We start from the raw sequence: 25,695 nt of genomic DNA, 5'->3' as shown, positions 1-25,695 counted from the left end.
AGAGAACCCATGGCCACTCCCAGCGCTAGCTCCTATAACGCCGACGCCATCGAAGTCCTCTCGGGCCTCGACCCGGTGCGTAAACGCCCGGGCATGTACACCGACACCCAGCGGCCCAACCATCTTGCCCAGGAAGTCATCGACAACAGCGTCGACGAAGCCCTGGCTGGCCATGCCAGTGCGATCCAAGTGATCCTGCACGCGGACCATTCGCTCGAAGTGATCGACGACGGCCGCGGCATGCCGGTGGACATCCACCCAGAGGAGGGCGTACCCGGGGTGGAGCTGATCCTCACCAAGCTGCATGCCGGCGGCAAGTTCTCCAACAAGAACTACCAATTCTCCGGCGGCCTGCACGGCGTAGGCATTTCCGTGGTGAACGCTCTCTCGACCCTGGTGCGGGTGCGGGTCAAGCGCGACGGCCAGGAATATGAAATGACCTTCGCCGACGGCTTCAAGGCCAGCGAGCTGAAGGTCATCGGCAGCGTCGGCAAGCGCAACACCGGCACCAGCGTGTACTTCGCGCCGGACCCTAAGTATTTCGATTCCCCCAAATTCTCCATCAGCCGCCTCAAGCATGTGCTCAAGGCCAAGGCTGTGCTGTGCCCCGGCTTGTCGGTCACCTTCGAAGACAAAGCCAGCGGCGAGAAAACCGAGTGGCACTACGAAGACGGCCTCCGCTCCTACCTCGCCGACGCGGTCAGCGAATTCCAGCGCCTGCCGGTGGAACCCTTCTGCGGCAGCCTCGCCGGCAACAAGGAAGCGGTGGACTGGGCCCTGCTGTGGCTTCCCGACGGCGGCGACAGCGTTCAGGAAAGCTACGTCAACCTGATTCCTACCGCCCAGGGTGGCACTCACGTGAATGGGCTGCGCCAGGGGCTGCTCGACGCCATGCGCGAATTCTGCGAGTTCCGCAACCTGCTCCCCCGTGGGCTCAAGCTTGCCCCCGAAGACGTGTGGGAGCGGATCGCCTTCGTGCTCTCGATGAAAATGCAGGATGCGCAATTCTCCGGGCAGACCAAGGAGCGGCTGTCATCGCGCGAAGCCGCGGCCTTCGTGTCTGGGGTGGTCAAGGATGCCTTCAGCCTGTGGCTCAATGCCCATCCGGAGTTGGGCCTGCAGTTGGCGGAGCTGGCGATCAGTAACGCCGGCCGCCGCCTGAAGGCGAGCAAGAAGGTGGAGCGCAAGCGCATCACCCAAGGCCCGGCGTTGCCGGGCAAGCTGGCCGACTGCGCCGGGCAGGACCCCGCCCGCGCCGAGCTGTTCCTGGTGGAAGGCGATTCCGCCGGCGGCTCGGCCAAGCAGGCGCGCGACAAAGAATTCCAGGCGATCCTCCCGCTGCGCGGGAAAATCCTGAACACGTGGGAAGTGGACGGCAACGAAGTGCTGGCCAGCCAAGAGGTGCACAACATTGCCGTGGCCATTGGGGTAGACCCCGGCGCCAGCGACATGAGCCAGCTGCGCTACGGCAAGATCTGCATCCTCGCTGACGCCGACTCGGACGGCTTGCACATCGCCACCCTGCTGTGCGCGCTGTTCGTTCAGCACTTCCGCCCGCTGGTCGACGCCGGTCACGTTTATGTGGCGATGCCGCCGTTGTACCGCATCGACCTTGGCAAGGAGATCTACTACGCCCTGGACGAAGCCGAGCGGGACGGCATTCTTGACCGCCTGGTGGCCGAGAAGAAACGCGGCAAGCCGCAGGTCACCCGCTTCAAGGGGCTGGGCGAGATGAACCCGCCGCAGCTGCGCGAAACCACCATGGACCCGAACACACGCCGGCTGGTGCAGCTCACGCTGGACGACTTCGCTCAAACCAGTGAAATGATGGACATGCTATTGGCCAAGAAGCGCGCCGGTGACCGCAAAAGTTGGCTCGAGGCCAAAGGCAACCTTGCCGAGGTGCTTAGTTGATCCGTGCCGCGCTCGCGGCGTGGCTGTTGCTCGCAAATGTCGCCTTCGCTCAAGGCTCGGCTCAAGTCCCCGAGCTTCCCTTGGAGGGTGAATACCCGGTCGAAGGCATGCGCGGCGGCAACCTCTCGGGGCTGGCGCTATGCGCCGGTGAGCTGTGGGCAGTCTCTGACCGGGACGACGACCAGGTGTACCGGATGGACCGCACCGGGGGGGTGTGGCAAAGCCGTGCGCTGACCTTCGAGGCCCCGCCCGCGCCTGACGTTGGCCTGCCCTGGAGCCTGGTCGCCCGTGCTGCCGCTGCCGGCCTGGTGCGCGGCGGCAGCCTGGATTTCGAAGGCATCGCCTGCGATGCCCAGCAACGGATCTACCTGGTCAGCGAAGCCAAGGCCAGCGTACTGCGCATCAGCCCAAGCGGGGCGCAATGGTTGCCGCTGCCGATGCGATTGGTTGCCGAGGCTCGGGAAAACGGCCTGCTGCATCATTTCAACGCCTTGTTCGAAGGGCTGGCAATCGACCCCGAGGCCCAGCGCTTGTGGCTGGCCGCCGAACGAGAGCAGCGCGGCCTTCTGGCAGTGCAGCGTCGCGCGGACAGTTGGGACTGTAACGGCCCCTGCGTGCTACTCAGCGAAGGCGGCTCGGAGGAGGTGCCCGTTCCAATGCGCATCGGCCTGAGCTACGCCAAGGATTTTTCCGACCTCACCTATTTCAAGGGCAAGTTGTTCACCCTCGAGCGCAATGCCTACAAGGTATGCCGCCGTGACCCGACGACCGCCGCCGTGGAACGCTGCTGGTCATTCGCCGAGGCGGGGCTGCAACCATCGAGACGCTATGACAAGCCCTATGGGCTGACCGAAGCGTTGGCCCTGGATGACACGGGCGCGTGGATTGGCACGGACAACAACGATTGGGCCCGTGCCGATGGCGAGCGTCGCCCGGTCGTCTGGCGCTTCGCCGCGCCGCCGGGCGGCTGGGAGGCGGCACCATGAGCTCGCCCCCCTCGAGTTCACCGCCCGGCCGCCAGGCGGGCCGGTGGCTGCTGGCGCTGGCCTGGGTTGCCGGGCTGTTCCTGGCCTCACGGTTCTTCGGGGAGTGGGAGCAGCGTCAGGAAAACCCCAACCGCGAGCTGAGCTCTACCCATGGCGCGGGTTTCGTGGAGGTCCGCCTGCAGGGCAACCGCCAGGGGCATTTCGTGGCCGATGGCCGGGTCAATGGTCAGGCGGTGAGCTTTATGCTCGACACCGGTGCCACCGAAGTCTCGATCCCCGCAGATGTGGCGAGCCAGCTGAGCCTGGAAAAAGGCGCCCCGGTGATGCTCAACACTGCCAATGGCGCCGCCCAGGGCTACCGCACGCGGCTCGCCAGCCTGGAACTGGGCGATATTCGCCTGTCGCAAGTCAGCGCCGTGGTAGTGCCGGGGTTGCCGGGCGAGCAGATACTCCTAGGCATGAGTGCCTTGAAACGTCTTGAATTCACCCTGCGCGACGGCAACATGCTGTTGCGCCAGAACACCAACCGATGAGGCTTGCATGAGCGAATCCACCGATCTCAGCCTGGAGGGCGTAGAGCGCCGGTCCCTGGCTGACTTCACCGAACAGGCCTACCTCAACTATTCCATGTACGTGATCATGGACCGCGCGCTGCCGCATATCGGCGACGGCCTCAAGCCAGTGCAGCGTCGCATCGTCTATGCCATGAGCGAGCTGGGCCTGGATGCCGACTCCAAGCATAAGAAATCCGCCCGAACGGTGGGTGACGTGCTCGGCAAGTTCCATCCCCACGGAGACTCGGCCTGTTACGAAGCCATGGTGTTGATGGCGCAGCCCTTCAGCTATCGCTACACGCTGATCGACGGCCAGGGTAACTGGGGCGCGCCGGACGATCCTAAGTCCTTCGCCGCCATGCGCTATACCGAGGCGCGGCTGTCGCGCTATTCCGAGGTGCTGCTCAGTGAGCTGGGGCAGGGCACGGCAGACTGGGTGCCGAACTTCGACGGCACCCTGGACGAACCCGCGGTGCTCCCGGCGCGCTTGCCCAATATCCTGCTCAACGGCACCACCGGCATCGCCGTGGGCATGGCCACGGATGTGCCACCGCATAACCTGCGCGAAGTCGCCACGGCCTGTGTGCGCCTGCTCGACGAGCCAGGCGCGAGCATCGAGCAGCTCTGCGAGCACCTACCAGGGCCGGACTACCCTACCGAGGCCGAGATCGTCACGCCGCGGCATGAATTGCTGAAGATGTACGAAAACGGCAAGGGCTCGGTGCGCATGCGCGCGGTTTACCGGGTGGAGGACGGCGACGTGGTCGTTACCGCGCTGCCACACCAGGTCTCCGGCGCCAAGGTGCTGGAACAGATCGCCGCGCAGATGCAGGCGAAAAAGCTGCCGATGGTGGCAGACCTGCGCGATGAGTCGGACCACGAAAACCCTTGCCGCATCGTGATCATCCCGCGCTCGAACCGTGTGGACGCCGGCGAGCTGATGCAACACCTGTTCGCGACCACCGACCTGGAAACCACCTACCGGGTCAACATGAACATCATTGGCCTGGACGGCAGGCCACAGCTGAAGAACCTGCGCACCCTGCTGCAAGAGTGGCTGGAGTTCCGCGTGCGTACGGTGCGCCGCCGTTTGCAGTTCCGCCTGGACAAGGTCGAGCGCCGCTTGCATCTGCTTGAAGGCTTGCTGGTGGCCTTCCTTAACCTCGACGAAGTGATCGAGATCATCCGCACCGAGGACCATCCCAAGGCCAAGTTGATCGAGCGCTTCGCGCTGTCGGAGATTCAGGCCGACTACATCCTCGACACGCGCCTGCGCCAGTTGGCGCGCCTCGAAGAAATGAAAATCCGCGACGAGCAGAACGCCTTGGCCGAAGAGCGCGAAAAACTCCTCGCGCTGCTGGCGAGCGAAAGCAAGCTGAAGAAGCTGGTGCGCAGTGAACTGCTGGCCGACGCCAAGACTTACGGCGACGCGCGACGCTCGCCGATCGTCGAGCGCGCCGAAGCCCGCGCCCTGTCGGAAAACGAGCTGATGCCTACCGAGCCGGTCACGGTGGTGCTGTCGGAGAAGGGCTGGGTGCGCTGCGCCAAAGGCCATGACATCGACGCCACGGCGCTGTCCTACAAAGCCGGTGACGGTTTCAAGGCCGCCGCGCCGGGCCGCTCGAACCAATACGCGGTGTTCATCGATTCCACCGGGCGCAGCTATTCGCTGCCTGCGCATAGCCTACCGTCGGCCCGTGGCCAGGGTGAGCCACTGACTGGCCGCCTGACGCCGCCCCCTGGCGCGCAATTCGAGTGCCTGCTGCTGCCTGACGACGATGCCCTTTATGTGATTGCCTCGGACGCCGGCTACGGCTTCGTGGTGAAGGGGGAAGACCTGCAAGCCAAGAACAAGGCCGGTAAGGCCCTGCTCAGCCTGCCCAACGGTGCGCGGGTAATGGCTCCGCGGCCGCTGGCCGATCGTGAGCGGCAGTGGGTCGCGGCGGTCACCACGGAAGGGCGCTTGCTGGTGTTCAAGGTGGCGGACTTGCCACAGCTGGGCAAGGGCAAGGGCAACAAGATCATCGGCGTGCCGGGTGATCGGGTCGCCAGTCGTGAGGAGTATGTGACGGACCTTGCGGTTGTCAGCGATGGTGCGACCCTTGTGCTCCAGGCCGGCAAGCGCACGCTGTCACTCAAGGCCGACGACCTGGAGCACTACAAGGGCGAGCGCGGCCGGCGCGGCAACAAGCTCCCGCGCGGCTTCCAGCGCGTGGATGCATTGCTGGTCGAACCCTCCGTCTGATTCGCCAGGCGCCGGTGGTCGTTTTCAGACAAGCGAGCACTGGAGGCTGGAGTCCGGCGCGGTATTCACGGATGATATGTCCCCACTGGCGCCTGCTCGATCGGCGCCCTTTGGTATCGGTATCACTGCGGCCCGGCCAAGCCAGGCCGCCTGGACGGAATCATGAATTTTCTGCGCCTACCTTTCGCTGTTCTCCTGACCGGTGTGCTCGGCCTTGCCGGCTGCAGCGTTCATCAGCCGGTGGCCTTGTATCAACTCGACAGCGGCAACCCGGGCCAACCCAAGCAAACCAGCGGCATGTCGGTTTTGCTGGGGCCGGTGTCGGTTGCCGACTATCTGCAACGTGAAACCCTCCTGCAGCGGCAGAAGGACGGCAGCCTGACTGCCGCCACCGACGGGCGTTGGGCCGGTAGCCTGACCGCAGACATCGACCAGTTGCTGCTGCGGCAGCTGGCATGGCGCCTGGACACCCAGCGCGTGGTACTGGCGCCGACCACGGCTAACTTCACCCCAGACGTGCAGGTATTGCTGTCGATCACCCGCCTGGATTCGGGTGGCGCCCAGCCCGCGGTGCTGGACGCCCAATGGCGGGTGCTGGACCGGCGCGGTCAGGTTCGCGACAGCCGCCTGGTCCACCTGGAAGAAAAACATGCTGGCGACACCGCTGCGCAGGTCCAGGCCCAGGGGGTACTGCTGCAACGCCTGGCCGAACAGCTGAGTGCCGCGGTCAAGCCGCTCGCTGGCCAACCCGCGCTGGCGGAAGAGCCACGCAAGGCCAGCAGCACCCAGGTAAAGAAAGACGAGCCGGAAAAACAGAAGATCCCACTGGCAACGCCGGTGCGGACGGGTATGGAAGTGTTTCGGTTCTGATCCGACAACTTCAGCTCGCAGGCTTCAACCTCCCGTAGGAGATTTTATGGTTGCCCGCGAGCCCCGACTCGTAGCCGCGCGGCTTGCCGGCGGCAGGCGTTACGCGGAGCTGCGCCTGATCGCGGGCAAGCCCGGTTGCTACGGCTTTGGCGTGTAACGGGCAAGCCTGTGAAAGGGCCTAGCCCTTCACCCGGCGATCCGCCATCCGCGCCAGTTGACGTTCGAGCAGCGAAGGGTACGGTTCCAGCAGCCGCTCGACGCAAGACGCGCCCTCCGGGCTGGCGATCGAGCGGATGCGCGCGCGCTGGCGAACCAGTGCATCCTCATTGACCTTGCGCTCCACCAACAGCAGGTTGCGGCTGTGCTGCGACAGCGCCAACGCCGCTCGCGCGGGTTCCGTGGCCAGCAGCTCGGATTGGTCCATGCCGTATAGCTCGTCCGCCAGCGCTAGGCCCAATTGCAGTTGCAAAGTGATGCCGCTGTCGGCGACCTCGATCTGTAATTCGTGGCCCAACGCACGCAACAGCTCGCCACAGCAAATGGCGTTGGTCAGGTAGTCATCGCCGCCGTCGTTGCTGTGGAACAGCACCAGGCTGCTGCCATCGGTAAGCGTATTCACATGGCCCTGGTACAGCGAGGCGGCTTGGGCCAGGCATTCCCTGTAGCGCTCGAGCAGCTCCAGCAGGCGAGCCCGGGGCAGGCGGCGCAATTGCTCTTGCGAGCCCAATTGGACGGCCAGCACGGCACTGTGTTGCGGCACGGCGGGCGCGGCAGGGGCGGCGGCCGCTTCGGCCGGGCCTGGCACCGAAAGGTCACCCAGGTCAGCGAAGGCATCGTCATCTTCTTCGTCTTCGTCGGCCAGCACGCGCCGGCCAGCCGGGGCAGGCTTGGCAGGCGCGCCGGCAGCGCCGGTGAACGGGGCGAAGGCCGGTGCCGGTGCCGCCTCGGGCTCTTCTTCCGGCTCAGGCTCGGGCGGTGGCTCCGGAGCGTATTTGGCGTGAAGGTCGCGAGCCACGTCGCCGATTTCATCCTGGCGATCGGTGGCGGGGGTATAGGGGGTGATATCCCTCAGCCACACCCGCAGTTGCAGCAAGGGCGTGGTGAGGTGACGGCCGATACGCAGGCTGAACGCCAAGGCCAAGGCCAGCAGTATGGCGCTGAGAATGCCCATGCTCTGCAGGCTAATGGTCATCGGCTGTTGGAACTGCTCCATGTTCAGGCTGACCCGCAGCGTGCCGGTGGTCACGTCCTGGAACGCCAGACGGGTTTCGTATACCCCGCCAGACATGGTCATCAGCCCCGGCTTGGGCTTTTGCCCGGCCTCGGCGATCACGCGGTTATCCCCGCTGAAGATGGCCGCGTGGGCCACCAGCGGGTTCTTCACCAGGTTGTTGAGCAGCACGTTGAGGCTGAGGATGTCATTGGACACCAGCAGCTCGGTGGCCGAAACGGCGGTCTGGGTGGTCAGGCTCTGCCCCAGCGCGTCGGCTTGCTCGTGCATGGCTTGCTTGAACTGCAGCCCCATGACGCACGCGTAGATCACCAGCGCCACGGCGACCAGAATCACGTTGTGGGTGGCAATGCGCAGTGCGATCGGTACGCGGCGATGACGCAGGGCCCGAAAGATCAGCAGAAAGAAGTTATCGTTTTTGACAGGCGTGGGCCGGTTCACTGCGCTCGGCTCTTGAGGCTGGAAGTGCTGCGCAGTATAGCGAGGGCCCCTTGGGGTTCAAAGCGCCGCCGCGCATGGAAACTGGTTAGAATGCGCTTTTTTTGCCAATACCGAGGTGGGCCTTGCGCGAATTCGTCCTGATCAACATCACCGGCCGTGACCGGCCGGGGCTGAGTGCCGCGCTGGTCGAGGCGCTGGCCGAGGGCGGCGCGAGCCTGTTGGACATCGCCCAGGCGGTGGCCCATGGCGCGCTGACGCTTACCGCGCTGGTAGAGCCGGCGGCCGGTAGCTCGGCCGAGTCGCTGGCTGAGCGGCTGGTGCAGGCCTGCGAGCACCTGGGGGTCCAGGGCGACGTGCAGCGCCTGGATCGACAGGCCTACGAAGGCTGGGCCCATGCCCAGGCCACGCCACGCTACCTGCTCAGCCTGCTGACCCATGGCCTGACGGCCGCGCAATTGCACCGGGTAAGCAGCATCGCCAGTGGGTACGGCTTGGAAGTTGAACGTATTGACCGCCTGTCGGCGCCCGTTAGGCTGGATGGCAACCCCGCCCACGTTCCGCACGGTTGCGTGGACATTCGCCTGCAAGGCGCTCCGGTGGACCCGCAAGCGTTGCGCGCCGAGCTACTAGAGGCAGCCCGCGAACTGGACGTGGATATCGCCTTGCAACTGGACGATCTCTACCGCCGCCACCGCCGCCTGGCGGTGTTCGACATGGATTCGACATTGATCCAGGCCGAAGTCATCGACGAGCTGGCCAAGGCGGCTGGGGTAGGCGAGCGCGTATCGGAAATCACCGAGCGAGCCATGCGCGGCGAGCTGGATTTCCGCGCCAGCTTCAAGGAGCGCATGGCGCTGCTCAAGGGCCTGGATGTCAGCGTGCTCGACGAGATCGGGGCCGCCCTGCGCCTGACCGACGGTGCCGAAGAGTTGTTCGCCGGGCTCAAGCGCCTGGGCTACAAGACGGCGATTCTCTCCGGCGGCTTCACTTACTTCGCCAAGCAGGTGCAGGCACGGCTGGGGATTGACTATGTGTTTGCCAACGAACTGCAGGTCGAGGACGGCAAATGCACGGGCGTAGCGGTGGAGCCGATCGTCGATGCCCAGCGCAAGGCCGAGCTGTTGCGTGAGCTGGCTGCCCGCGAGGGCCTGAGCCTCGAGCAAACCATCGCGGTGGGCGACGGTGCCAACGACCTGCCCATGCTGGGGATTGCCGGCCTGGGCGTGGCCTTCCGTGCCAAGCCGCTGGTCAAGGCTTCGGCGCGACATGCCATTTCCACCTTGGGGCTGGAAGGGGTGCTGTACCTGCTTGGCGTAGAAGAGCGCCTGCTGTAACGCCGGCGCTATGCCTGTGGGGCCGGGCAAAGCCCGGGAGCGAACCTGGCGCCCTGGGATTGGCTCACCAGGTTCCCGGGCTTAGCCTGGCCCCACAGGGGTATTCACACGAGGAGGGGCGCTCTGCTGTGGGCCCTACCTTGTGGGGCCGGGCAGGGTTACGCCACCTTGCCCGCCACGGCCGGCAGCACATGTCGCATCGGCTTGCCGCGTACTGGGGTGTCGCCGGCAACGTAGTAGCTGGCATCGCTGCGCGGCAATGGTTCGTGGCCCCGAATCCGGTCGGCGATCTTCTCGGCGATCATGATGGTCGGTGCGTTGAGGTTGCCGGTGGTGATGATCGGCATGATCGACGCATCCACGACGCGCAGGCCTTCCAGGCCATGTACTCGCCCCTGGTTATCCACAACGGCCATGTCGTCGCTGCCCATCTTGCAGGAGCAGGACGGGTGGAAGGCCGTTTCGGCGTGCTCACGGATGAACGCATCGAGCTCTTCGTCGGTTTGCAGGTGTGCCCCGGGCGAGATCTCCCGCCCCCGGTATGGGTCCAGCGCCGGCTGCGCCATGATCTCCCGGGTCAGGCGTATGCCATCGCGGAACTCCTGCCAGTCCTGTTCGGTGGCCATGTAGTTGAACAGGATGCTCGGGTGCTCACGTGGATCGCGTGACTTGATCTGCACCCGCCCGCGGCTAGGCGAGCGCATCGAACCCACATGCGCCTGGAAGCCGTGCTCCTTCACCCCATTGCTGCCGTTGTAGTTAATGGCCACCGGCAAGAAGTGATACTGAATGTTGGGCCAGGCGAACTCCTCGCGGGTACGAATGAACCCGCCGGCTTCGAACTGGTTGCTGGCGCCGATGCCGGTGCCGTTGAACATCCATTCGGCGCCAATCGCCGGCTGGTTCCACCACAACAGCGAAGGGTAGAGCGACACCGGCTGGGTGCAGGCGTATTGCAGGTACATCTCCAGGTGGTCCTGCAGGTTTTCGCCTACGCCGGGAAGGTCGTGCACCACCGGCACATCCAAAGCCTCGAGCAACTGGGCCGGGCCCACGCCCGAGCGCTGGAGGATCTGTGGCGAGGCAATGGCCCCGGCGCACAGCAGCACTTCCTTGCGGGCCCGTGCCTCGACCGGCGCGTGGCTGTCGCCTTGCAGGTAGGCCACGCCCGAGGCGCGCTTGCCGTCGAACAGAATGCGATCGGTCAGGGCATGGGTAACGATGGTCAGGTTGCCGCGGGCCCGGGCTTGATCCAGGTAGCCCCTGGCGGTGCTGGCGCGCCGGCCCTTGGGGGTCACGGTGCGGTCCATCGGCCCGAAGCCTTCCTGCTGATAGCCGTTGAGGTCTTCGGTGCGCGGGTAGCCTGCTTGCACGCCTGCCTCGACCATCGCCGCAAACAAGGGGTTATTGCCCGCTTTGGGGGTGGTCACGCTCACCGGGCCGTCACCGCCATGGTAGGCGTTGGGGCCGATGTCGCGGGTTTCGGCTTTCCGGAAGTACGGCAGGCAATCCAGGTAGGACCAGCCCTCCAGGCCGGGCAGCTTGGCCCAGCCGTCGTAATCCAGCGCGTTGCCGCGGATATAGCACATGCCGTTGATCAGCGACGAGCCGCCCAGGCCCTTGCCGCGCCCGCATTCCATGCGGCGGTTGTTCATGTGGGGTTCGGGGTCGGTTTCGTAGGCCCAGTTATAGCGCCGCCCCTGCAGAGGGAACGCCAGGGCCGCCGGCATCTGGGTGCGAAAATCAAGACGGTAGTCCGGGCCGCCGGCTTCGAGCAGCAGCACGGTCACACCGGCGTCTTCGGTGAGGCGGGTCGCCAGCACGTTACCGGCCGAGCCGGCGCCGATGATGATGTAGTCGTAGTCTTTCATGTTTAAACCTCTCTGCTGCCAGGCTCAAAACACCGAGCTGTAGTCGCCCAGTTCCACCTGCACGGATTTGATCCGGGTGTATTGCGCCAGGGAGCTGATGCCGTTTTCGCGGCCCACGCCCGACTGCTTGTAACCACCGACCGGCATTTGCGCCGGGGATTCGCCCCAGGCATTGATCCAGCAGATGCCTGCTTCCAGCTTGTGGATGAGCCGGTGCGCGCGGTTCAGGTCTGGGGTCACCACGCCTGCGGCAAGGCCGTAGTCGGTCGCGTTGGCGCGACGCACCACTTCGTCTTCGCTCTCATAGCTGAGGATGCTCATCACTGGGCCGAAGATCTCTTCGCGCACGATGGTCATTTCATCGGAGCAGTCGGTGAACACCGTGGGCGCCACGTAGGCACCTTGAGCCAGTGCACCTTCTACCAGCCGCTCGCCGCCGCAGAGCAGGCGCGCGCCCTCGGCTTTGCCCTTGGCGATATAACCCAGCACGTTCTCCATGTGCGCAAAACTCACCAGTGGGCCGAAGTTGGTGGCCTCCGCGAGCGGGTCGCCCACGCGGATGCGCTGCACACGCTCGAGCACCTTGGCCTCGAATTCGGCTTTGCGCGCAGCCGGTACGAACACCCGAGTGCCGTTGGTGCATACCTGCCCGGAGCTGTAGAAGTTCGCCATCATGGCGATGTCGGCGGCCTTGTCCAGGTCTGCGTCGGCGCAGACGATCAAGGGCGATTTGCCGCCCAACTCCATGGTCACTTCCTTGAGCGAGGAGCTGGAGGCGCTGGCCATGACTTTTTTGCCCGTGTCCGTGCCGCCGGTGAAGGACACTTTTTCAATGCGCGGATGCTCGGTCAGCCAGGTGCCGACCTCGCGGCCGCTGCCGGTGAGTACGTTGAATACGCCGGCGGGCAGGCCCGCTTCGGTGAAGATCTCCGCCAGCTTCAGCGTGGTCAGCGAGGTCACTTCGCTAGGCTTGAAGATCATCGCGTTGCCGGCGGCGAGGGCCGGGGCGCATTTCCATAGGGCGATCTGGATCGGGTAGTTCCAGGCGCCGATGCCCGCGGTCACCCCGAGCGGCTCGCGGCGGGTATACACGAACGAGGTGTCGCGCAGGGGAATCTGTTCCCCTTCGATGGCCGGCACCAGGCCTGCGTAGTACTCCAGCACGTCGGCACCGGTGACGATGTCGACGTAGCGGGTTTCCGAGTACGCCTTGCCGGTGTCGAGCGTTTCCAGCCGGGCCAGTTCGTCATTGCGCTCGCGCAGCAGGTCCACCGCGCGGCGCAGGATGCGCGAGCGTTCCATGGCGGTCATCGCCGCCCAGACCTTCTGGCCTTTTTCCGCGCTGGCGACGGCTTTTTCCACGTCGGCCTGGGTGGCGCGCTGAACCTGCGCCAGCACTTCACCGGTGGCGGGGTTGATGGCGTCGAACACGCCGTCACCGCTGGCGCTGACATAGCCGCCGTCGATGTAGAGTTTTTGCAAGCCAAAACGGGCCATAGCATTCCTCGCGAAGTCGTGGGCGCCGCGGGTAGACCCAGGCGCCGGATTGAAGGCGAAACAGCCCCAACTCAGGCGGCAGGCGTTTGTTTCGCCAATTGCATGTCCAGGTATTCGTAGGCGATGCGCAGCGCCTGTTCGGTATCGAAGGCGTCGCCGGAGAGCGCGCCGCGCAGCCAAAGGCCGTCGATCAAGGCTGCCAGGCCGCGGGCGGCGTTACGCGCCTGGGCCAGCGGCAGCACTCGGCGGAACTGGCAGCACAGGTTCGAGTACAGCCGGTGGTCGTTGATGCGCTGCAGCCGATGCAGCGAGCGCTGATGCATGCTCGCGGCCCAGAAGGCCAGCCAGGTTTTCATGGCCGGGCCGTTTACCTGGCTGGCGTCGAAGTTCCCTTCGATGATCACCCGCAGATGCGCCCGCGCGCTGGTGTCGGCCAATGAACGGCGGCGTTCGGCGACGCTGCTGGCCAGGGCACGCATGAGATAACCCATGGTGGCCTGGATCAAACCGTTCTTGTCTTGGAAATAGTGGCTGATGATGCCGTTGGAAACGCCGGCGGTCTTGGCGATGACCCCGATGCTGGCGTCGGCCATGCCCACTTGATCGACCGCCTGCAAGGTGGCTTCGATCAGCTGCTGACGGCGAATGGGCTGCATTCCGACCTTTGGCATCGGCGTGTTCTCCTGGCGCGGCGGGTAAGTGATCGACACCGGCCGAAGGAGTCTAGTTTATTTTGATTGATCGTTCAAATAACAAAAAAGACGCCACGTGGGAGCGAGTGAAGCCCGCGAACTGGACCACCTCCAGATTCGCAGGCTAGCACCGGCCCCCTACGACAACGTGAGCGCTGCGGATATCAATTGGCCTTACGCAGCGGCACCACGGCTTCGTTGCTTGGCACGGCTTCGGCGGGGTGGCCCAGGCTCTTGCCCAGCAAGGCGTGGTACAGCTCGGTATCGCCCAGCACGCCGACGATGCGGTTCTGCTCGTGCAGCACCAGCTTGTGGCCGGTGTGATAACGGATTTCCAGTGCTTCGCGCATGCCGATGGCGGCGCCTACCAGGGTCGGCCGCCGCCCCAGGCTTTCCACGGGCTGGCCGGGTTGCCAGCTTTGCAGGTCCAGCGGCACCTCGCCCAGCCGGGCGCTCTTGAGGCTGTCCTGGTCGCTGAGCTTGAGCCAGGCGCCGCTGCCTGGGTCCAGGCAGACCTCACCGTCGAGCCGCTTGCACGCTGACAACGGCCGCATCAGGCTGCGCCCGCACAACACGTTCAGCGGGTTGGTGTGGGCCACGAAGGTGCGCACGTAGTCGTCGGCCGGGTTGAGCACGATCTCTTCCGGGCGGGAATACTGGATGATCTTGCCGTCTTTCATGATGGCGATACGGCTGCCCAGCTTGAGCGCTTCGTCCAGGTCGTGGCTGACGAACACGATGGTCTTTTGCAGCTTGCGCTGCAGATCTAGCAGCTCATCCTGCAGGCCCTGGCGAATCAACGGGTCGAGGGCAGAGAAGGGTTCGTCCATCAGCAGGATGTCCGCATCCATCGCCAGTGCCCGGGCCAGGCCTACCCGCTGCTGCATGCCGCCGGAGAGCTCGTCGGGTTTTTTGTTGCGCCATTGGGTCAGGCCCACCAGCTCCAGCTTCTCATCCACCAGCCGGCGCCGTTCCTCAGCGGGCCGGCCTTGCATTTCCAGGCCGAAGCTGATGTTTTCCCGCACGGTCAGCCAGGGCATGAGGGCGAACTTCTGGAACACCATGGCGATGCGCTTGGTGCGCATCATCTTGAGCTCCGCCGCGGTGCACGAGGCGATGTCGATCTGGCTGCCTTCGTGCTCGACGAACAACTTGCCGCGGCTGACGGTGTTCAGGCCGTTAATGCAGCGCAGCAGGCTGGACTTGCCCGAGCCGGACAAGCCCATCAGCACGCAGATTTCCCCCTTGTTGACTTCCAGGTTGGCTTTTTCGACCCCTACCACCTGGCCAGTGCGCTTGAGGATTTCCGACCTGTGCAGGCCTTCGTCCAATAGCCTGAGGGCTTCCTTGGGCTGGCGCGAAAAGATGACGTCGACGTCTTCGAAGCGAATGATGCTCATGCGTCACCTCCGATCTTGATATCGGGTTGTTTGCAGATGCGGTCCAGCATGATCGCCAGCAACACGATCGCAAGGCCCGCTTCGAACCCTAGGGCGATGTCCGCGGTGTTCAATGCGTTGACCACCGGTTTGCCCAGCCCGTCGGCGCCCACCAAGGCAGCGATCACCACCATCGACAGCGACAGCATGATGCATTGCGTAACGCCGGCGGCGATGCTGGGCATGGCGTGAGGTAGCTCGATGCGCGAAAGCAGCTGGCGCCGTGAGCAACCGAAGGCCTTGCCGGCGTCGAGCAGCTCTTGCGGCACGTCGCAAATGCCCAGGTACGTGAGGCGGATGGGCGCAGCGATGGCGAACACCACGGTGGAGATCAACCCAGGCACCACGCCCAGGCCGAACAGGGTCAGGGTGGGGATCAGGTACACGAAGGTCGGCACGGTCTGCATCAGGTCCAGCACCGGGCGCATCAGGGTATAGAACAGCGGGTTGTGCGCGGCGATGATCCCCAGCGGCACGCCGACGGCCACGCACACCACGGTGGCGAAGGTCACTTGCGCCAGGGTTTCCATGGTTTCCTGCCAATACCCGAGATTGAGGATGAGCAGGAACGACAGCGCAACGAAGATCGCCAGGCTGACCTTACGCTGAATGAAGTACGCAAGGCCGGCGAAGATGACGATCAAGGCCAGCGGTGGGAACCAGGTCAAGGCGGCCGTCAGGCCGTGGATCATCGCTTCGAGGGTCGAGGCGATCCAGTCGAATACGCTGGCGCCGTGCTGGGTCAGCCAGTCGACGAAGGCGGCGATATATTCGCCTAGCGGAAGTTTATGGTCTGTCAGCATGGTTCGGCGTCCACCTGCGAAGAGTGATTGCGGTTCCCGTCGGGCTACCCCGACGGGGCTTCGGCAGTTATTGCGTCAGTTTGGCCTTGGCCGCTTCCAGCCCAGGCTTGCCGTCAAGGGTGGTAACGCCCGCGAGCCAGGTTTCGAGCACCTGCGGGTTCTTCTTGAGCCAGGCCTTGGCGGCGGCGTCTGGCTTCATTTTGTCGTCCAGCACGTTGCCCATCAGCGCGCTTTCCATGTTCAGTGTGAACGACAGGTTTTTCAGCAACTGCCCTACGTTGGGGCATTCCTGCGCATACCCTTTGCGGGTATTGGTGTAGATGGTCGCCTGGCCGAAGTTAGGGCCGAAGTAGTCGTCCCCGCCGGTCAGGTACTTGATTTTGAAGCGCGTATTCATCGGGTGCGGTTCCCAACCGAGGAACACGATGCCGCCATGGCGCTTTTGCGCACGGTCTACCTGGGCGAGCATGCCGGCCTCGCTGGATTCCACCAGCTTGAAGCCTGCATCTTTCAGGCCGAAGGCGTTTTTATCGATCATCGACTGGATCAGCCGGTTGCCATCGTTGCCCGGCTCGATGCCGTAGATCTTGCCCTCGAGCTTGTCCTTGAATTTGGGCAGGTCGGCGAAATCCTTCAGGCCCTGGTCCCACAGGTCCTGAGGCACCGCCAGGGTGTACTTGGCGTTTTCCAGGTTGGCGCGCAGGCTTTCCACCGTGCCAGCGTCACGGTACGGCTTGATGTCGTTCTCCATGGTCGGCATCCAGTTGCCGAGGAACACATCCATGTTCTTGCCATCGGCCAGTGACTTGTAGGTCACCGGCACCGAGATCATCGTGGTTTTAGTGGTGTAGCCCAGCGATTGCAGCACCGCGCTGGTGGTGGCGGTGGTGACGGTAATGTCGGTCCAGCCTACATCCGAGAAGTTGACGGTGGCGCATTGCGCCGGGTCCGCGGCCTGGGCGGCTAACGGTAGACACAACACGGCGGCCAGCAATAGCGATGGTGCAACTCTCATCGGGTGGACTCCTTGGTGTTTTCTTTGCGGTCGATGCCGTTTATAGCCCCCTGCGCTTGGCCGAGGCGGCACGCCGTGCAAACGGGACGCTTTCGATCATCCAACAGCGCCGGGTAAACGCCTACTGGGTGGGTCGCTTCCAGTACAGGGAGGGTCGTATCCAGTGCCAGTGAGGTCGTATCTAGCATCGGTGCCCCCTACAAGCCCGGCCTGCCCGCGGAATCAGGGGGAAAGCGACCAGCCCGGGGCCGGCGCTGGCGAGCAAGGGCGGGTCGGTTGCAGACGCTCCGCACCTGTGCAAAAGCCCATGATAGGTGCCAGAAACGCGCCGCTTTCCCAGCTTGGCGAGCGCGTCAACCGGCGCCGCGCGCGCCCCTACGGAGGTTTGGCGGCAATGGCAATCAGCGTGTTCGACCTGTTCAAGATCGGCATCGGGCCATCCAGCTCACACACGGTCGGCCCCATGCGCGCCGCCGCGCTGTTTGCCGAGCGCCTGGGCGAGCAGCGGCTGCTTGCCGACGTGAAGCGAATAGAAGTGCGGCTGTATGGCTCGCTGTCTGCAACAGGTGTGGGCCATGGCAGTGATAACGCGGTGATCATGGGCCTAACCGGTGCCTGGCCAGACACGGTAAACCCGCAAGGGATCGGGCCTACGGTGGCGCGCCTCAAGGAAACCGGCGAGCTGCTGCTGGGCGGCCAAGCCCGGGTGCCCTTCGACTGGGCCCGGGACATGCGCCTGCTGGACGAGAACCTGCCCTATCACCCCAATGCGATGACCCTGGTAGCCGAAGGCGCGGAGCAGGTGCTTCTGGAAGAGACTTACTACTCGGTCGGCGGCGGCTTCGTGGTAGATGCCGCGCAGGCGGCCTCCGGCAAACTGGATGGCGATACCACCGCGCTGCCTTACGAATTTGACAGCGCCGTGCAGTTGCTTGAGCTCTGCGAGCGGCATGGCTTGCGGGTGTCGCAATTGATGCTGGAAAACGAAAAAGCCTGGCGCAGTGAAGCAGCGATCCGTGCCGGCCTGTTAGAGCTATGGCAGGCGATGCAGGCCTGTGTGCAACAGGGCCTGGCCCAGGAAGGTGTGTTGCCAGGTGGCCTGAACGTGCGCCGGCGAGCGGCGCGGTTGCACAACAGCCTATTGGAAGCGGGCAAACCGAACGTGATCGGCTCAACGCTTACGGCCATGGAGTGGGTGAACCTCTTTGCGCTGGCGGTGAACGAAGAGAACGCCGCCGGCGGCCGTATGGTCACGGCCCCCACCAATGGCGCTGCGGGCATCATTCCGGCGGTGCTGCACTACTACATGAAGTTCAGTGAGCAGCCGAGCGACAACGATGTGGTGGATTTCTTCCTCGCGGCGGCTGCGGTGGGCATCTTGTGCAAGAAAAACGCCTCTATCTCGGGGGCCGAGGTCGGCTGTCAGGGCGAGGTGGGCTCTGCCTGCGCCATGGCCGCGGCAGGCCTGGCCGAACTGCTTGGTGCCACCCCGGCGCAGCTGGAAAATGCCGCCGAGATTGGCCTCGAGCATAACCTGGGGCTGACCTGCGACCCGGTGGGAGGGCTGGTTCAAGTGCCCTGCATCGAACGCAATGCCATCGCGGCCGTCAAGGCGATCAACGCCGCGCAAATGGCTTTGCGTGGTGACGGCAGCCACTTCATTTCCCTGGACAGGGTGATCCGCACCATGCGCGACACCGGAGCGGATATGCACGCCAAGTACAAGGAAACCTCACGCGGCGGGCTGGCGGTCAGCGCCATCGAATGCTGAGCCCCGCTGCGCGCTTTTCGCCCAGGCCAGCCTTGCCTGCTGCCTTTTGGCGCGCGGGCACGCCCCGGCCGCCTTTACCCGCGGTACGCCTTCCCCTGGTTCCTGCGCTCTAGGGCTACTGCGGCCGCCGGTGACAACCGGGGCGGCGATGGTCCTGGTTTTGCACAGTGGCTGCTACCGAACTGCCCACCCGCCGCGGGCCGCAGCCAAGGGCGGCAATTAAAGCCACTCTCGCCGAATGCCGATTCCAGACTGTTTGCGACGTCGTTTTCCGGTTTTATTGAATGTGCATTCAATTTCCGGCATGGCAATTGCTCCCTTGTTTTCTAAAAAAAGAGCCCGCTGCCTGGGGCCTACCTTGCGCTGATTCAGAGGAGATACCGCGATGACGTCGTCCAACTCCGGGGCCCAACCCCAGAACCGCACGCCTCAGTCCATCGGCTTTCTGCTGCTGGATAATTTCACGCTGATTTCTCTCGCTTCCGCGGTCGAGCCATTGCGTATGGCCAACCAGTTGTCTGGGCGCGAACTTTACCGCTGGACGACCCTCAGCGCCGACGGCGGCCAGGTTTGGGCCAGCGACGGCTTGCAGATCACCCCGGATGCCGCGATGCATAAGGCACCACCCATGGACACGGTGATCGTGTGTGGCGGGGTGGGTATTCAGCGCACGGTGACCCGCGAACACGTGGCCTGGTTACAGAGCCAAGCGCGGCAATCACGCCGCCTGGGCGCGGTATGTACGGGCAGCTGGGCGTTGGCCTGCGCCGGCTTGTTGGACGGTTTCGATTGCAGCGTGCACTGGGAGTGCCTGGCGGCGATGCAGGAGGCCTTCCCCCGGGCGACCATGAGTACGCGCTTGTTTACCCTGGACCGTAACCGCTTCACCAGCTCCGGCGGCACCGCACCGCTGGACATGATGCTGCACCTGATCAGCCGCGATCATGGTCGCGAGCTGTCCGCGGCTATCTCGGAAATGTTCGTGTACGAGCGCATTCGCAACGAGCAGGATCATCAACGCGTGCCGCTCAAGCACATGCTGGGCACCAACCAGCCTAAGTTGCAGGAGATCGTCGCGCTGATGGAGGCCAACCTCGAAGAGCCGATCGACCTCGACGAGCTGGCGGTCTACGTGGCCGTATCGCGCCGGCAGCTGGAGCGGCTGTTCCAGAAGTACCTGCACTGCTCTCCGTCGCGCTACTACCTAAAGCTGAGGCTCATTCGCGCCCGGCAGCTGCTCAAGCAAACCCCGATGTCGATCATCGAGGTCGCCTCGGTGTGCGGATTTGTGTCCACGCCGCACTTTTCCAAATGCTACCGGGAGTACTTCGGCATTCCGCCGCGCGACGAGCGTGTGGGGTCCAACACTGCGCAGCAAGTGGCCATGTTGCCGATTCCGCAAGCGATGGTGCTGGCGCCGTTGTCCGGGCCATTGGCCGCGCTTGGGCAAGCGCGCAATGAGTCGACCTTTGCCAGTGTGAGGGTGTAGGCCATACACCACGGTAGGCGCCAGGTTCTGTCTGCGCTCGGCAGCGGGCGCCTGGTAACGGGCCCGGTTGTCGGCAAGTCGTGACGTTACGGGCGCCCGGCAACGGGCCCGGTCACCGACAAGCCGTGCTGCTACGGGCGCCCAAACCGTGCCAGGGCCGGTAGCAAGTTCTTGTCGATAGCCTGGCGCACGGTCGGCAGGAGGGTCGCACTCCCGCTGAGCAGCTGTTCCACCAGCCCGCGCAGCGCTCGGGCGCGGGTAGCATCCAAACCGCGCACCGCGCATTCGCAGGCTTGTTCGGCATTAGCGCCAGCGGGCATTTCGAAGCCCAGTGCGCGCAGTTGGCTCAGCAGGTCATCCTGGTCGATCAAGTCGGCGTGCATCATGTGGTGGTGTCCTTTGAGGCGGGCTTGCACCGATTCTGGTGAAGCCGCCTCAAGCCGGCAATAGCTGCCCGTGGCGATGGCAGCGGTGGGCATGAACAGGTCGTTTTCGAACATCGCTTCCTGCTCAAGGCAGGGCGATCACCCGGCCGGCCCAGCGCGGCGGCGCCATGTCCTTCTGGCGTTGAGCGACCGTTGCGAGGCACTGTGCTGTCCCTTCGCCGAACGGCGTCGACTTGGGCCCGGCCACCGCCACATGCAACAGCATCTGTTCATTGGCGGCCAGCTCCGTTCCAGCATCAGCCCGGTGCAGGCTGTGGTACAGGTGCAGGCGCTTGTGATCATGGCCGAGCAGCTGCGTGCGCACCTCGAACGCCTCGCCTTGTTTAGCCTCGTGAAGAAAATTCAGATGGCATTCCAGGGTGAACAACGAGTGGCCGCTGGCCTCGCGCCCGGCAGTATCGAGGCCGATCAGGTCCATAAAGCCGTCAGTGGCGTAGCTGAAAATCAACAGGTAGAAGGCGTCGCGCAAATGACCGTTGTAATCGGTCCACTGCGGGAGCACTTCGCCTCGGTAGGTGATCAACGACTCAATCATCGGTGCCAATCCCGTGGTCGTGTTTGGCTTGGCGCACAGCGGCCAGCACACCGAGCAGGGCGTCGTCGCGATAGCGCTCCAGCGAGGCGATGCTGTGCTTCCCCAATTGCGCGGCGGTCCCGGCTACCACGTCGTCGATCAGCCGGTCGGTCAGCGGCGGGGCGGGCAGGTAGGTCCAAGGGAGTTGCAGGGCTGGGCCGAACTGCTGCATGAAGTGCCGCATGCCGGCGTCGCCCCCGGCCAGGGTATAGGTCAGGAAAGTGCCCATGAACGACCAGCGCAGCCCTGCGCCGAAGCGGATCGCGTCGTCGATTTCCCCGGTGCTGGCCACGCCGTCGTTGACCAGGTGCAGCGCCTCTCGCCAGAGCGCTTCGAGCAAGCGGTCGGCGATGAACCCTGGCACTTCCTTGCGTACGTGCAGCGGGCGCATGCCCAATTGACGATACACCGCCTTCGCCGCCTCGATAGCTTCGGGTGCGGTGTGTTGGCCTCCGACCACCTCCACCAGCGGCAGCAGGTAAACCGGGTTGAACGGATGGCCCACCAGGCAGCGCTCGGGGTGTGCGGCGCTCGCGTAGAACTCGCTGGGGAGCAGGCCCGAGGTACTCGAGGCAATGAGCGCCTCGGGCCGGGCGGCTGCGCTGATAGCGGCGTGCAACTCGAGCTTGAGTTCCAGACGCTCGGGCGCGCTTTCCTGGATGAAGTCCGCGCCGGCCACGCAGGTTTCGAGGTTGCCCACCACCTGCAGCCGTTCAGGGCTGGCGCCCGCGGCCAGCCCTTGTTTTTCCAAGGCCGGCCAGGCGTTGGCCACGCGCTGGCGCAGGTTGGCTTCGGCGTTGGGGGCGGGGTCCCAGGCGACCACGTCCAGCCCATGGGCCAGCGCGCGGGCTACCCAACCGCTGCCGATCACGCCGCCACCTAGGGCGGCGAACGTTTTGATTTCACTCGGATAAATCATGGCAGGCTCCTCAACGACGACGAGTCAGGTTCATTTTGGCGCGGCCCTCGGCTGGGGTTAGCACCCGCGCGCCTAGCCGCGTGAGGATCTCGCTCACCCGCTCCACCAGTTGACCATTGGTAGCGAGCGAGCCCTTTTCCAGCCACAGGTTGTCTTCCAGCCCGACCCGGACGTTGCCGCCCAATAGCACGGCTTGGGCCGCCATGGGCATTTGCATGCGGCCGATGCCGAACGCGGCCCAGGTGGCGCTCGCGGGCAGGTTGTCCACCATGGCTTTCATGGTGGTGGTGTCCGCCGGCGCGCCCCAGGGAATGCCCAGGCACAGTTGGAACAGGGGGTCGTGCAGCAGCCCTTCGGCGATCATCTGCTTGGCGAACCACAGGTGGCCAGTGTCGAAGATCTCCAGCTCGGCCTTTACTCCCAGCTCGGTGATTCGCCGCGCGCCGGTGCGCAGTTGATCGGGGGTGGAGACATAAATGGTGTTGCCATCGCCGAAGTTGAGCGTGCCGCAATCGAGGGTGCAGATCTCTGGCAGCAGCGCCTCGACATGCGCCAGGCGGGCCAATGGGCCGACCAAGTCGGTGTGCGGGCCGAACTCGGTGGGGCGTTCGCCCGGGCCGATCTCCAAGTCGCCGCCCATGCCCGCGGTGAGGTTGACGATGATGTCTACGTCCGCCTCCCGAATGCGCTCCATCACTTCCCGGTACAGGGCCACATCCCGGCTGAAGCGGCCGGTCCGTGGGTCACGCACATGGCAGTGCACCACGGTCGCGCCAGCTTTGGCGGCTTCTACGGCGGCCTCGGCGATTTGCTTGGGGGTGATGGGCACGAATGGGCTTTTGCTGGTGGTGTCGCCGGCCCCGGTAAGCGCGCAGGTGATGATCACATCATGGTTCATGAAGGTTTCCTTTGGGCGAGCTTGCCCGCGCGCCGCAGGCGGCGCTGGGTGAGGTTGAGGTCAGTTGGAAGTCAGGCGCAGGTTGGCATCGGCAGGCTTGCCGTCGAAGGTGGTTACCCCTTCGAGCCATCGGCTGCGATCCTGCGGATGGTCTTTGAGCCACTGGCGCGCAGCGTCGAGCGGGTCCTTGTGATCGAGGATCGGCTGCATCATCCGGCTCTCGTCGGTGGCGCTGAAGGTCAGGTTGCTCAACAGGCGGTCCACGTTGGGGCAACGGCTGGCGTAGTCTGGCGCCGTGACAGTCCAGACGGTGGCCTGGCCCTCGTTGGGGCCCAAGGCGTCTTCGCTACCGTTCAGGTAAGTCATCTTGAGGTTTACGTTCATCGGGTGCGGTGCCCAGCCGAAGAACACCACGGCTTCGTTGCGCTTGACTGCCCGGCTGACCGCCGAGAGCATGCCAGCCTCGCTGGACTCGACCAGCTGGAAGTCGCCCAGGTTAAAGCGATTGCTGGCGATCATCTGCTTGATCTGGGTGTTGGCGCCGGAGCCGGGCTCGATGCCGTAGATCTTGCCACCCAGTTGCTGCTTGAAGCGGGCGATGTCGCTGAAGGTTTTCAGGCCCTGATCAGCCAGGTAAGTGGGCACGGCGAGTGTGGCCCGAGCGTCGGCCAGGCTCGGGGCGGGCAGCACTCGTACCTGTTTGTTATCCACGAAGGGCGTAAGCGTGGCGGTCATCAAGGGGTTCCAGTACCCCAGGAACAGGTCCAGCCGCTGATCGCGAATGCCGGCAAAAATGATCTGCTGCGAGGCGCTGGTCTGGTGGGTGTCATAACCCAGGCCGTCCAGCAATACCTGGGCCAGGCTGCTGGTTGCGATCACGTCGGTCCAGTTTACCACGCCTAGGCGCACGCTTTTACAGCTGGCGGTGTCCGCGGCTTGAACCAGGGGGAGGGTAGTGGTGCTAAGCAACAGCAAACAGCAGCGGATCAACCTCTTCATGGCGGTAGTTCCTCTGGCAGGGCATTTATAGGGAACGGGCGTCTGAGTGCGCCCTGAGAATCAGGTTACCCGCGCCACGGCAGCGGCACGCGCACTGTGGCGACTGGCACTTGCACCCAGGCGACCGCCGCGCTATTAACGAAGCGCCCCAAGGAGCCGACCTATGCCCGAGGTGTTCCATTTCCTGTTACTGCCTGGCTTTTCCGCGCTCGGGTTTATCAGCGCGATCGAGCCGCTGCGTGTGGCTAACCGCTTCCGGCCTGGGCTGTACCGCTGGCAGGTGCTCAGCCTGGACGGCGGTGCGGTGCTCGCCAGCAATGGCATGTCGGTCAATGCCGATGCCGGCCTGGCTGCCCTCGCAGCGGGCGCACGGGTGTTCGTGGTTGCCGGCTTCGAGCCCTTGAAAGCCTTCAGCCCGGCGTTGGGCGCCTGGCTTCGGCGGGTCGCTCACGAAGGCGGCATCCTGGGGGGCATCGACACAGGGGCGTTCTTGTTGGCCGAAGCAGGGTTGCTGAGCCAGGCGAGAGTGGCGCTGCACTGGGAGGCAGCCGGCGCCTTCAAGGAGCGTTGGCCCGCGCTGGACATTACCCAGGAATTGTTCGAGATCGACCAGCGCCGCATCACCTGCGCCGGTGGCACGGCGTCGATCGACCTGATGCTGGACCTGATCGGCCAGGCCCACGGCAGCGAGCTGGCGATCAAGGTGTCGGAGCAGTTCGTGCTCGGGCGTATCCGCCCTCGGCAGGATCATCAGCGGATGGCGGTGGCGTCACGCTACGGTACGCGCAACAAGAAGCTGGTGCAGGTCATAGGCACCATGGAGCAGCACACCGAAGTACCGTTGAGCACCGATGCGCTGGCACAGACGGTACAAGTGACCCGGCGCCAACTGGAGCGATTGTTTCGTGTCCACTTGCAGGCCACCCCGGGCAACTTTTACCTGGCCTTGCGCTTGGACAAGGCACGCCAGCTGCTGCTGCAAACTGACATGAGCGTGACTGAAGTGAGCATTGCCTGTGGGTTCGAGCTGCCATCCTATTTCGCCCGGCGCTACAGGGGCAGGTTTGGCAAGCCGCCCAGGGAAGATCGGTTGAACCGGTCGTGAGGGCTGTCAGAGGTGCTCGATCGCCTGTTCATGGTCGAGCAGTTCCTGCATCAGCTGCGCGCGTTGCTCTTCGAAGCGGCCGGTGTGCAGGGTGGCCTCCCAACAGGTTCGCGCCACTGGCAGCCGGGTCTTGGGCGCTTGCGGGTCCGGGGCGCCCGCGAGTTGCACCAGGCGCAGCGTTGGTGGCCCGGCGTCAGGGATTCGTAGCTCCGTGAGCAAGTGCGTGGACCCATTGTCATCGCCCGCCGAGCGGGGTAACGGGCGGCGGCCATCCGATCGGGCGTCGATCACATGCCTGACTAACGTCTTGAATCGCGTATTAGGCGGTTGGGCCAGGGGAAGTTGCCCGCTGAATACGTTTATCCACACGCTTTGGGCGGGGGTATAGAGGTGCTGGGTCTGGCGATGTTCAAGGGTGACCCAGCCGAATGCTTGTAGGCGAGCGATAAAGGCAGCCAGCCAGGGCAGCGGTGCTTTTTCGGGATGGTGATGCCGGTGGGCGAACAGGGCTGCCACGCGTAAGGTGCCCAGCATGTCCTCATAAAAGCTGTCGCTCATCGCGTTCTCTAAGTAGGCATGAATGCGCGCGGTTTATCGCCGCA

22 protein-coding genes are annotated in these 25,695 nt (G+C 64.5%); 9 read left to right on the top strand and 13 right to left on the bottom strand.

Going from position 1 to position 25,695, the window contains the following annotated elements; all coding sequences use genetic code 11:
* Positions 1-9: 9 nt before the first annotated feature.
* The 5 genes from parE (at position 10) to OGL93_RS04900 (ending at position 6,569) form a co-directional block, all read left to right on the top strand.
* Positions 10-1,914 (top strand): DNA topoisomerase IV subunit B, encoded by a 1,905-nt coding sequence (parE, locus tag OGL93_RS04920; protein ID WP_263261261.1) that lies wholly within the window; start codon positions 10-12, stop codon positions 1,912-1,914.
* Positions 1,914-2,900 (top strand): esterase-like activity of phytase family protein, encoded by a 987-nt coding sequence (locus OGL93_RS04915; protein WP_263261496.1) that lies wholly within the window; start codon positions 1,914-1,916, stop codon positions 2,898-2,900. Before parE ends, OGL93_RS04915 begins: the two co-directional genes overlap by 1 nt.
* Complete coding sequence (locus OGL93_RS04910) at positions 2,897-3,433, top strand: TIGR02281 family clan AA aspartic protease (RefSeq protein ID WP_263261260.1); 537 nt, start codon at positions 2,897-2,899, stop codon at positions 3,431-3,433. Before OGL93_RS04915 ends, OGL93_RS04910 begins: the two co-directional genes overlap by 4 nt.
* A 7-nt stretch (positions 3,434-3,440) precedes the next feature.
* The gene (gene parC, locus OGL93_RS04905) at positions 3,441-5,699 is read left to right on the top strand and encodes a DNA topoisomerase IV subunit A (RefSeq protein WP_263261259.1); all 2,259 of its coding nucleotides are present in this window, start codon (positions 3,441-3,443) and stop codon (positions 5,697-5,699) included.
* Positions 5,700-5,861: 162 nt separating this feature from the next.
* Positions 5,862-6,569 (top strand): PqiC family protein, encoded by a 708-nt coding sequence (locus tag OGL93_RS04900; protein WP_263261258.1) that lies wholly within the window; start codon positions 5,862-5,864, stop codon positions 6,567-6,569.
* Between the two features lie 178 nt (positions 6,570-6,747).
* Here OGL93_RS04900 and OGL93_RS04895 read toward each other — a convergent pair whose 3' ends face one another.
* The gene (locus tag OGL93_RS04895; RefSeq protein WP_263261257.1) at positions 6,748-8,241 is read right to left on the bottom strand and encodes a histidine kinase; all 1,494 of its coding nucleotides are present in this window, start codon (positions 8,239-8,241) and stop codon (positions 6,748-6,750) included.
* A 122-nt stretch (positions 8,242-8,363) separates the two neighbouring features.
* Here OGL93_RS04895 and serB point away from each other — a divergent pair, with 122 nt between their 5' ends.
* Positions 8,364-9,575 (top strand): phosphoserine phosphatase SerB, encoded by a 1,212-nt coding sequence (gene serB / locus OGL93_RS04890; RefSeq protein WP_263261256.1) that lies wholly within the window; start codon positions 8,364-8,366, stop codon positions 9,573-9,575.
* A gap of 158 nt (positions 9,576-9,733) precedes the next feature.
* Here serB and betA read toward each other — a convergent pair whose 3' ends face one another.
* The 6 genes from betA to OGL93_RS04860 all read right to left on the bottom strand — a co-directional run bounded on the left by betA (position 9,734) and on the right by OGL93_RS04860 (position 16,892).
* A complete protein-coding gene (gene betA, locus OGL93_RS04885; RefSeq protein ID WP_263261255.1) occupies positions 9,734-11,446 on the bottom strand; it encodes a choline dehydrogenase in 1,713 nt (570 codons plus the stop codon).
* Between the two features lie 24 nt (positions 11,447-11,470).
* Positions 11,471-12,943, bottom strand: a complete 1,473-nt coding sequence (gene betB / locus OGL93_RS04880; protein WP_263261254.1) for a betaine-aldehyde dehydrogenase — start codon at positions 12,941-12,943, stop codon at positions 11,471-11,473.
* A 71-nt stretch (positions 12,944-13,014) separates the two neighbouring features.
* A complete protein-coding gene (gene betI, locus OGL93_RS04875; protein WP_263261253.1) occupies positions 13,015-13,614 on the bottom strand; it encodes a transcriptional regulator BetI in 600 nt (199 codons plus the stop codon).
* A 185-nt stretch (positions 13,615-13,799) separates the two neighbouring features.
* Positions 13,800-15,035 (bottom strand): choline ABC transporter ATP-binding protein, encoded by a 1,236-nt coding sequence (gene choV, locus OGL93_RS04870; RefSeq protein WP_263261252.1) that lies wholly within the window; start codon positions 15,033-15,035, stop codon positions 13,800-13,802.
* The gene (choW, locus tag OGL93_RS04865; RefSeq protein WP_263261251.1) at positions 15,032-15,877 is read right to left on the bottom strand and encodes a choline ABC transporter permease subunit; all 846 of its coding nucleotides are present in this window, start codon (positions 15,875-15,877) and stop codon (positions 15,032-15,034) included. Before choW ends, choV begins: the two co-directional genes overlap by 4 nt.
* A gap of 67 nt (positions 15,878-15,944) precedes the next feature.
* Entirely contained in the window at positions 15,945-16,892 is a 948-nt protein-coding gene (locus OGL93_RS04860) for a choline ABC transporter substrate-binding protein (RefSeq protein ID WP_263261250.1), read from the bottom strand.
* 394 nt (positions 16,893-17,286) lie between these two features.
* Between OGL93_RS04860 and OGL93_RS04855 the strand changes: the two genes are divergently transcribed.
* Positions 17,287-18,663 carry an L-serine ammonia-lyase gene (locus OGL93_RS04855; protein WP_263261249.1) on the top strand — a complete coding sequence of 459 codons (1,377 nt, stop codon included), beginning with the start codon at positions 17,287-17,289 and terminating at the stop codon, positions 18,661-18,663.
* A 385-nt stretch (positions 18,664-19,048) separates the two neighbouring features.
* The gene (locus OGL93_RS04850) at positions 19,049-20,152 is read left to right on the top strand and encodes a GlxA family transcriptional regulator (RefSeq protein ID WP_263261248.1); all 1,104 of its coding nucleotides are present in this window, start codon (positions 19,049-19,051) and stop codon (positions 20,150-20,152) included.
* A gap of 131 nt (positions 20,153-20,283) precedes the next feature.
* On the opposite strand, the gene OGL93_RS04845 is transcribed toward OGL93_RS04850, so the two are convergent.
* The 5 genes from OGL93_RS04845 to choX all read right to left on the bottom strand — a co-directional run bounded on the left by OGL93_RS04845 (position 20,284) and on the right by choX (position 23,988).
* Positions 20,284-20,538, bottom strand: coding sequence for a hypothetical protein (locus tag OGL93_RS04845; RefSeq protein ID WP_263261494.1), 255 nt, complete (start codon positions 20,536-20,538; stop codon positions 20,284-20,286).
* A 124-nt stretch (positions 20,539-20,662) separates the two neighbouring features.
* Positions 20,663-21,130, bottom strand: a complete 468-nt coding sequence (locus tag OGL93_RS04840; RefSeq protein ID WP_263261493.1) for a thioesterase family protein — start codon at positions 21,128-21,130, stop codon at positions 20,663-20,665.
* Positions 21,126-22,091 (bottom strand): L-carnitine dehydrogenase, encoded by a 966-nt coding sequence (locus OGL93_RS04835; protein WP_263261247.1) that lies wholly within the window; start codon positions 22,089-22,091, stop codon positions 21,126-21,128. Before OGL93_RS04835 ends, OGL93_RS04840 begins: the two co-directional genes overlap by 5 nt.
* 10 nt (positions 22,092-22,101) lie before the next feature.
* Positions 22,102-22,989: a 3-keto-5-aminohexanoate cleavage protein gene (locus OGL93_RS04830; protein WP_263261246.1), complete on the bottom strand. Its 888-nt coding sequence runs from the start codon at positions 22,987-22,989 to the stop codon at positions 22,102-22,104.
* 60 nt (positions 22,990-23,049) lie between these two features.
* Complete coding sequence (choX, locus tag OGL93_RS04825) at positions 23,050-23,988, bottom strand: choline ABC transporter substrate-binding protein (protein ID WP_263261245.1); 939 nt, start codon at positions 23,986-23,988, stop codon at positions 23,050-23,052.
* Between the two features lie 163 nt (positions 23,989-24,151).
* On the opposite strand from choX, the gene OGL93_RS04820 reads away from it, so the two are divergent.
* The gene (locus OGL93_RS04820) at positions 24,152-25,093 is read left to right on the top strand and encodes a GlxA family transcriptional regulator (RefSeq protein ID WP_263261244.1); all 942 of its coding nucleotides are present in this window, start codon (positions 24,152-24,154) and stop codon (positions 25,091-25,093) included.
* A 6-nt stretch (positions 25,094-25,099) separates the two neighbouring features.
* Here the strand turns inward: OGL93_RS04820 and OGL93_RS04815 are convergent, their stop codons facing one another.
* Complete coding sequence (locus OGL93_RS04815; protein WP_263261243.1) at positions 25,100-25,651, bottom strand: hypothetical protein; 552 nt, start codon at positions 25,649-25,651, stop codon at positions 25,100-25,102.
* Positions 25,652-25,695: the final 44 nt, after the last annotated feature.

This window comes from Pseudomonas sp. RIT-PI-S (assembly GCF_025642975.1).
Lineage (GTDB): Bacteria > Pseudomonadota > Gammaproteobacteria > Pseudomonadales > Pseudomonadaceae > Aquipseudomonas.
The sequence above is the reverse complement of the archived record's forward strand: the minus strand, read 5'-3'. Positions and strand labels throughout refer to the sequence as shown.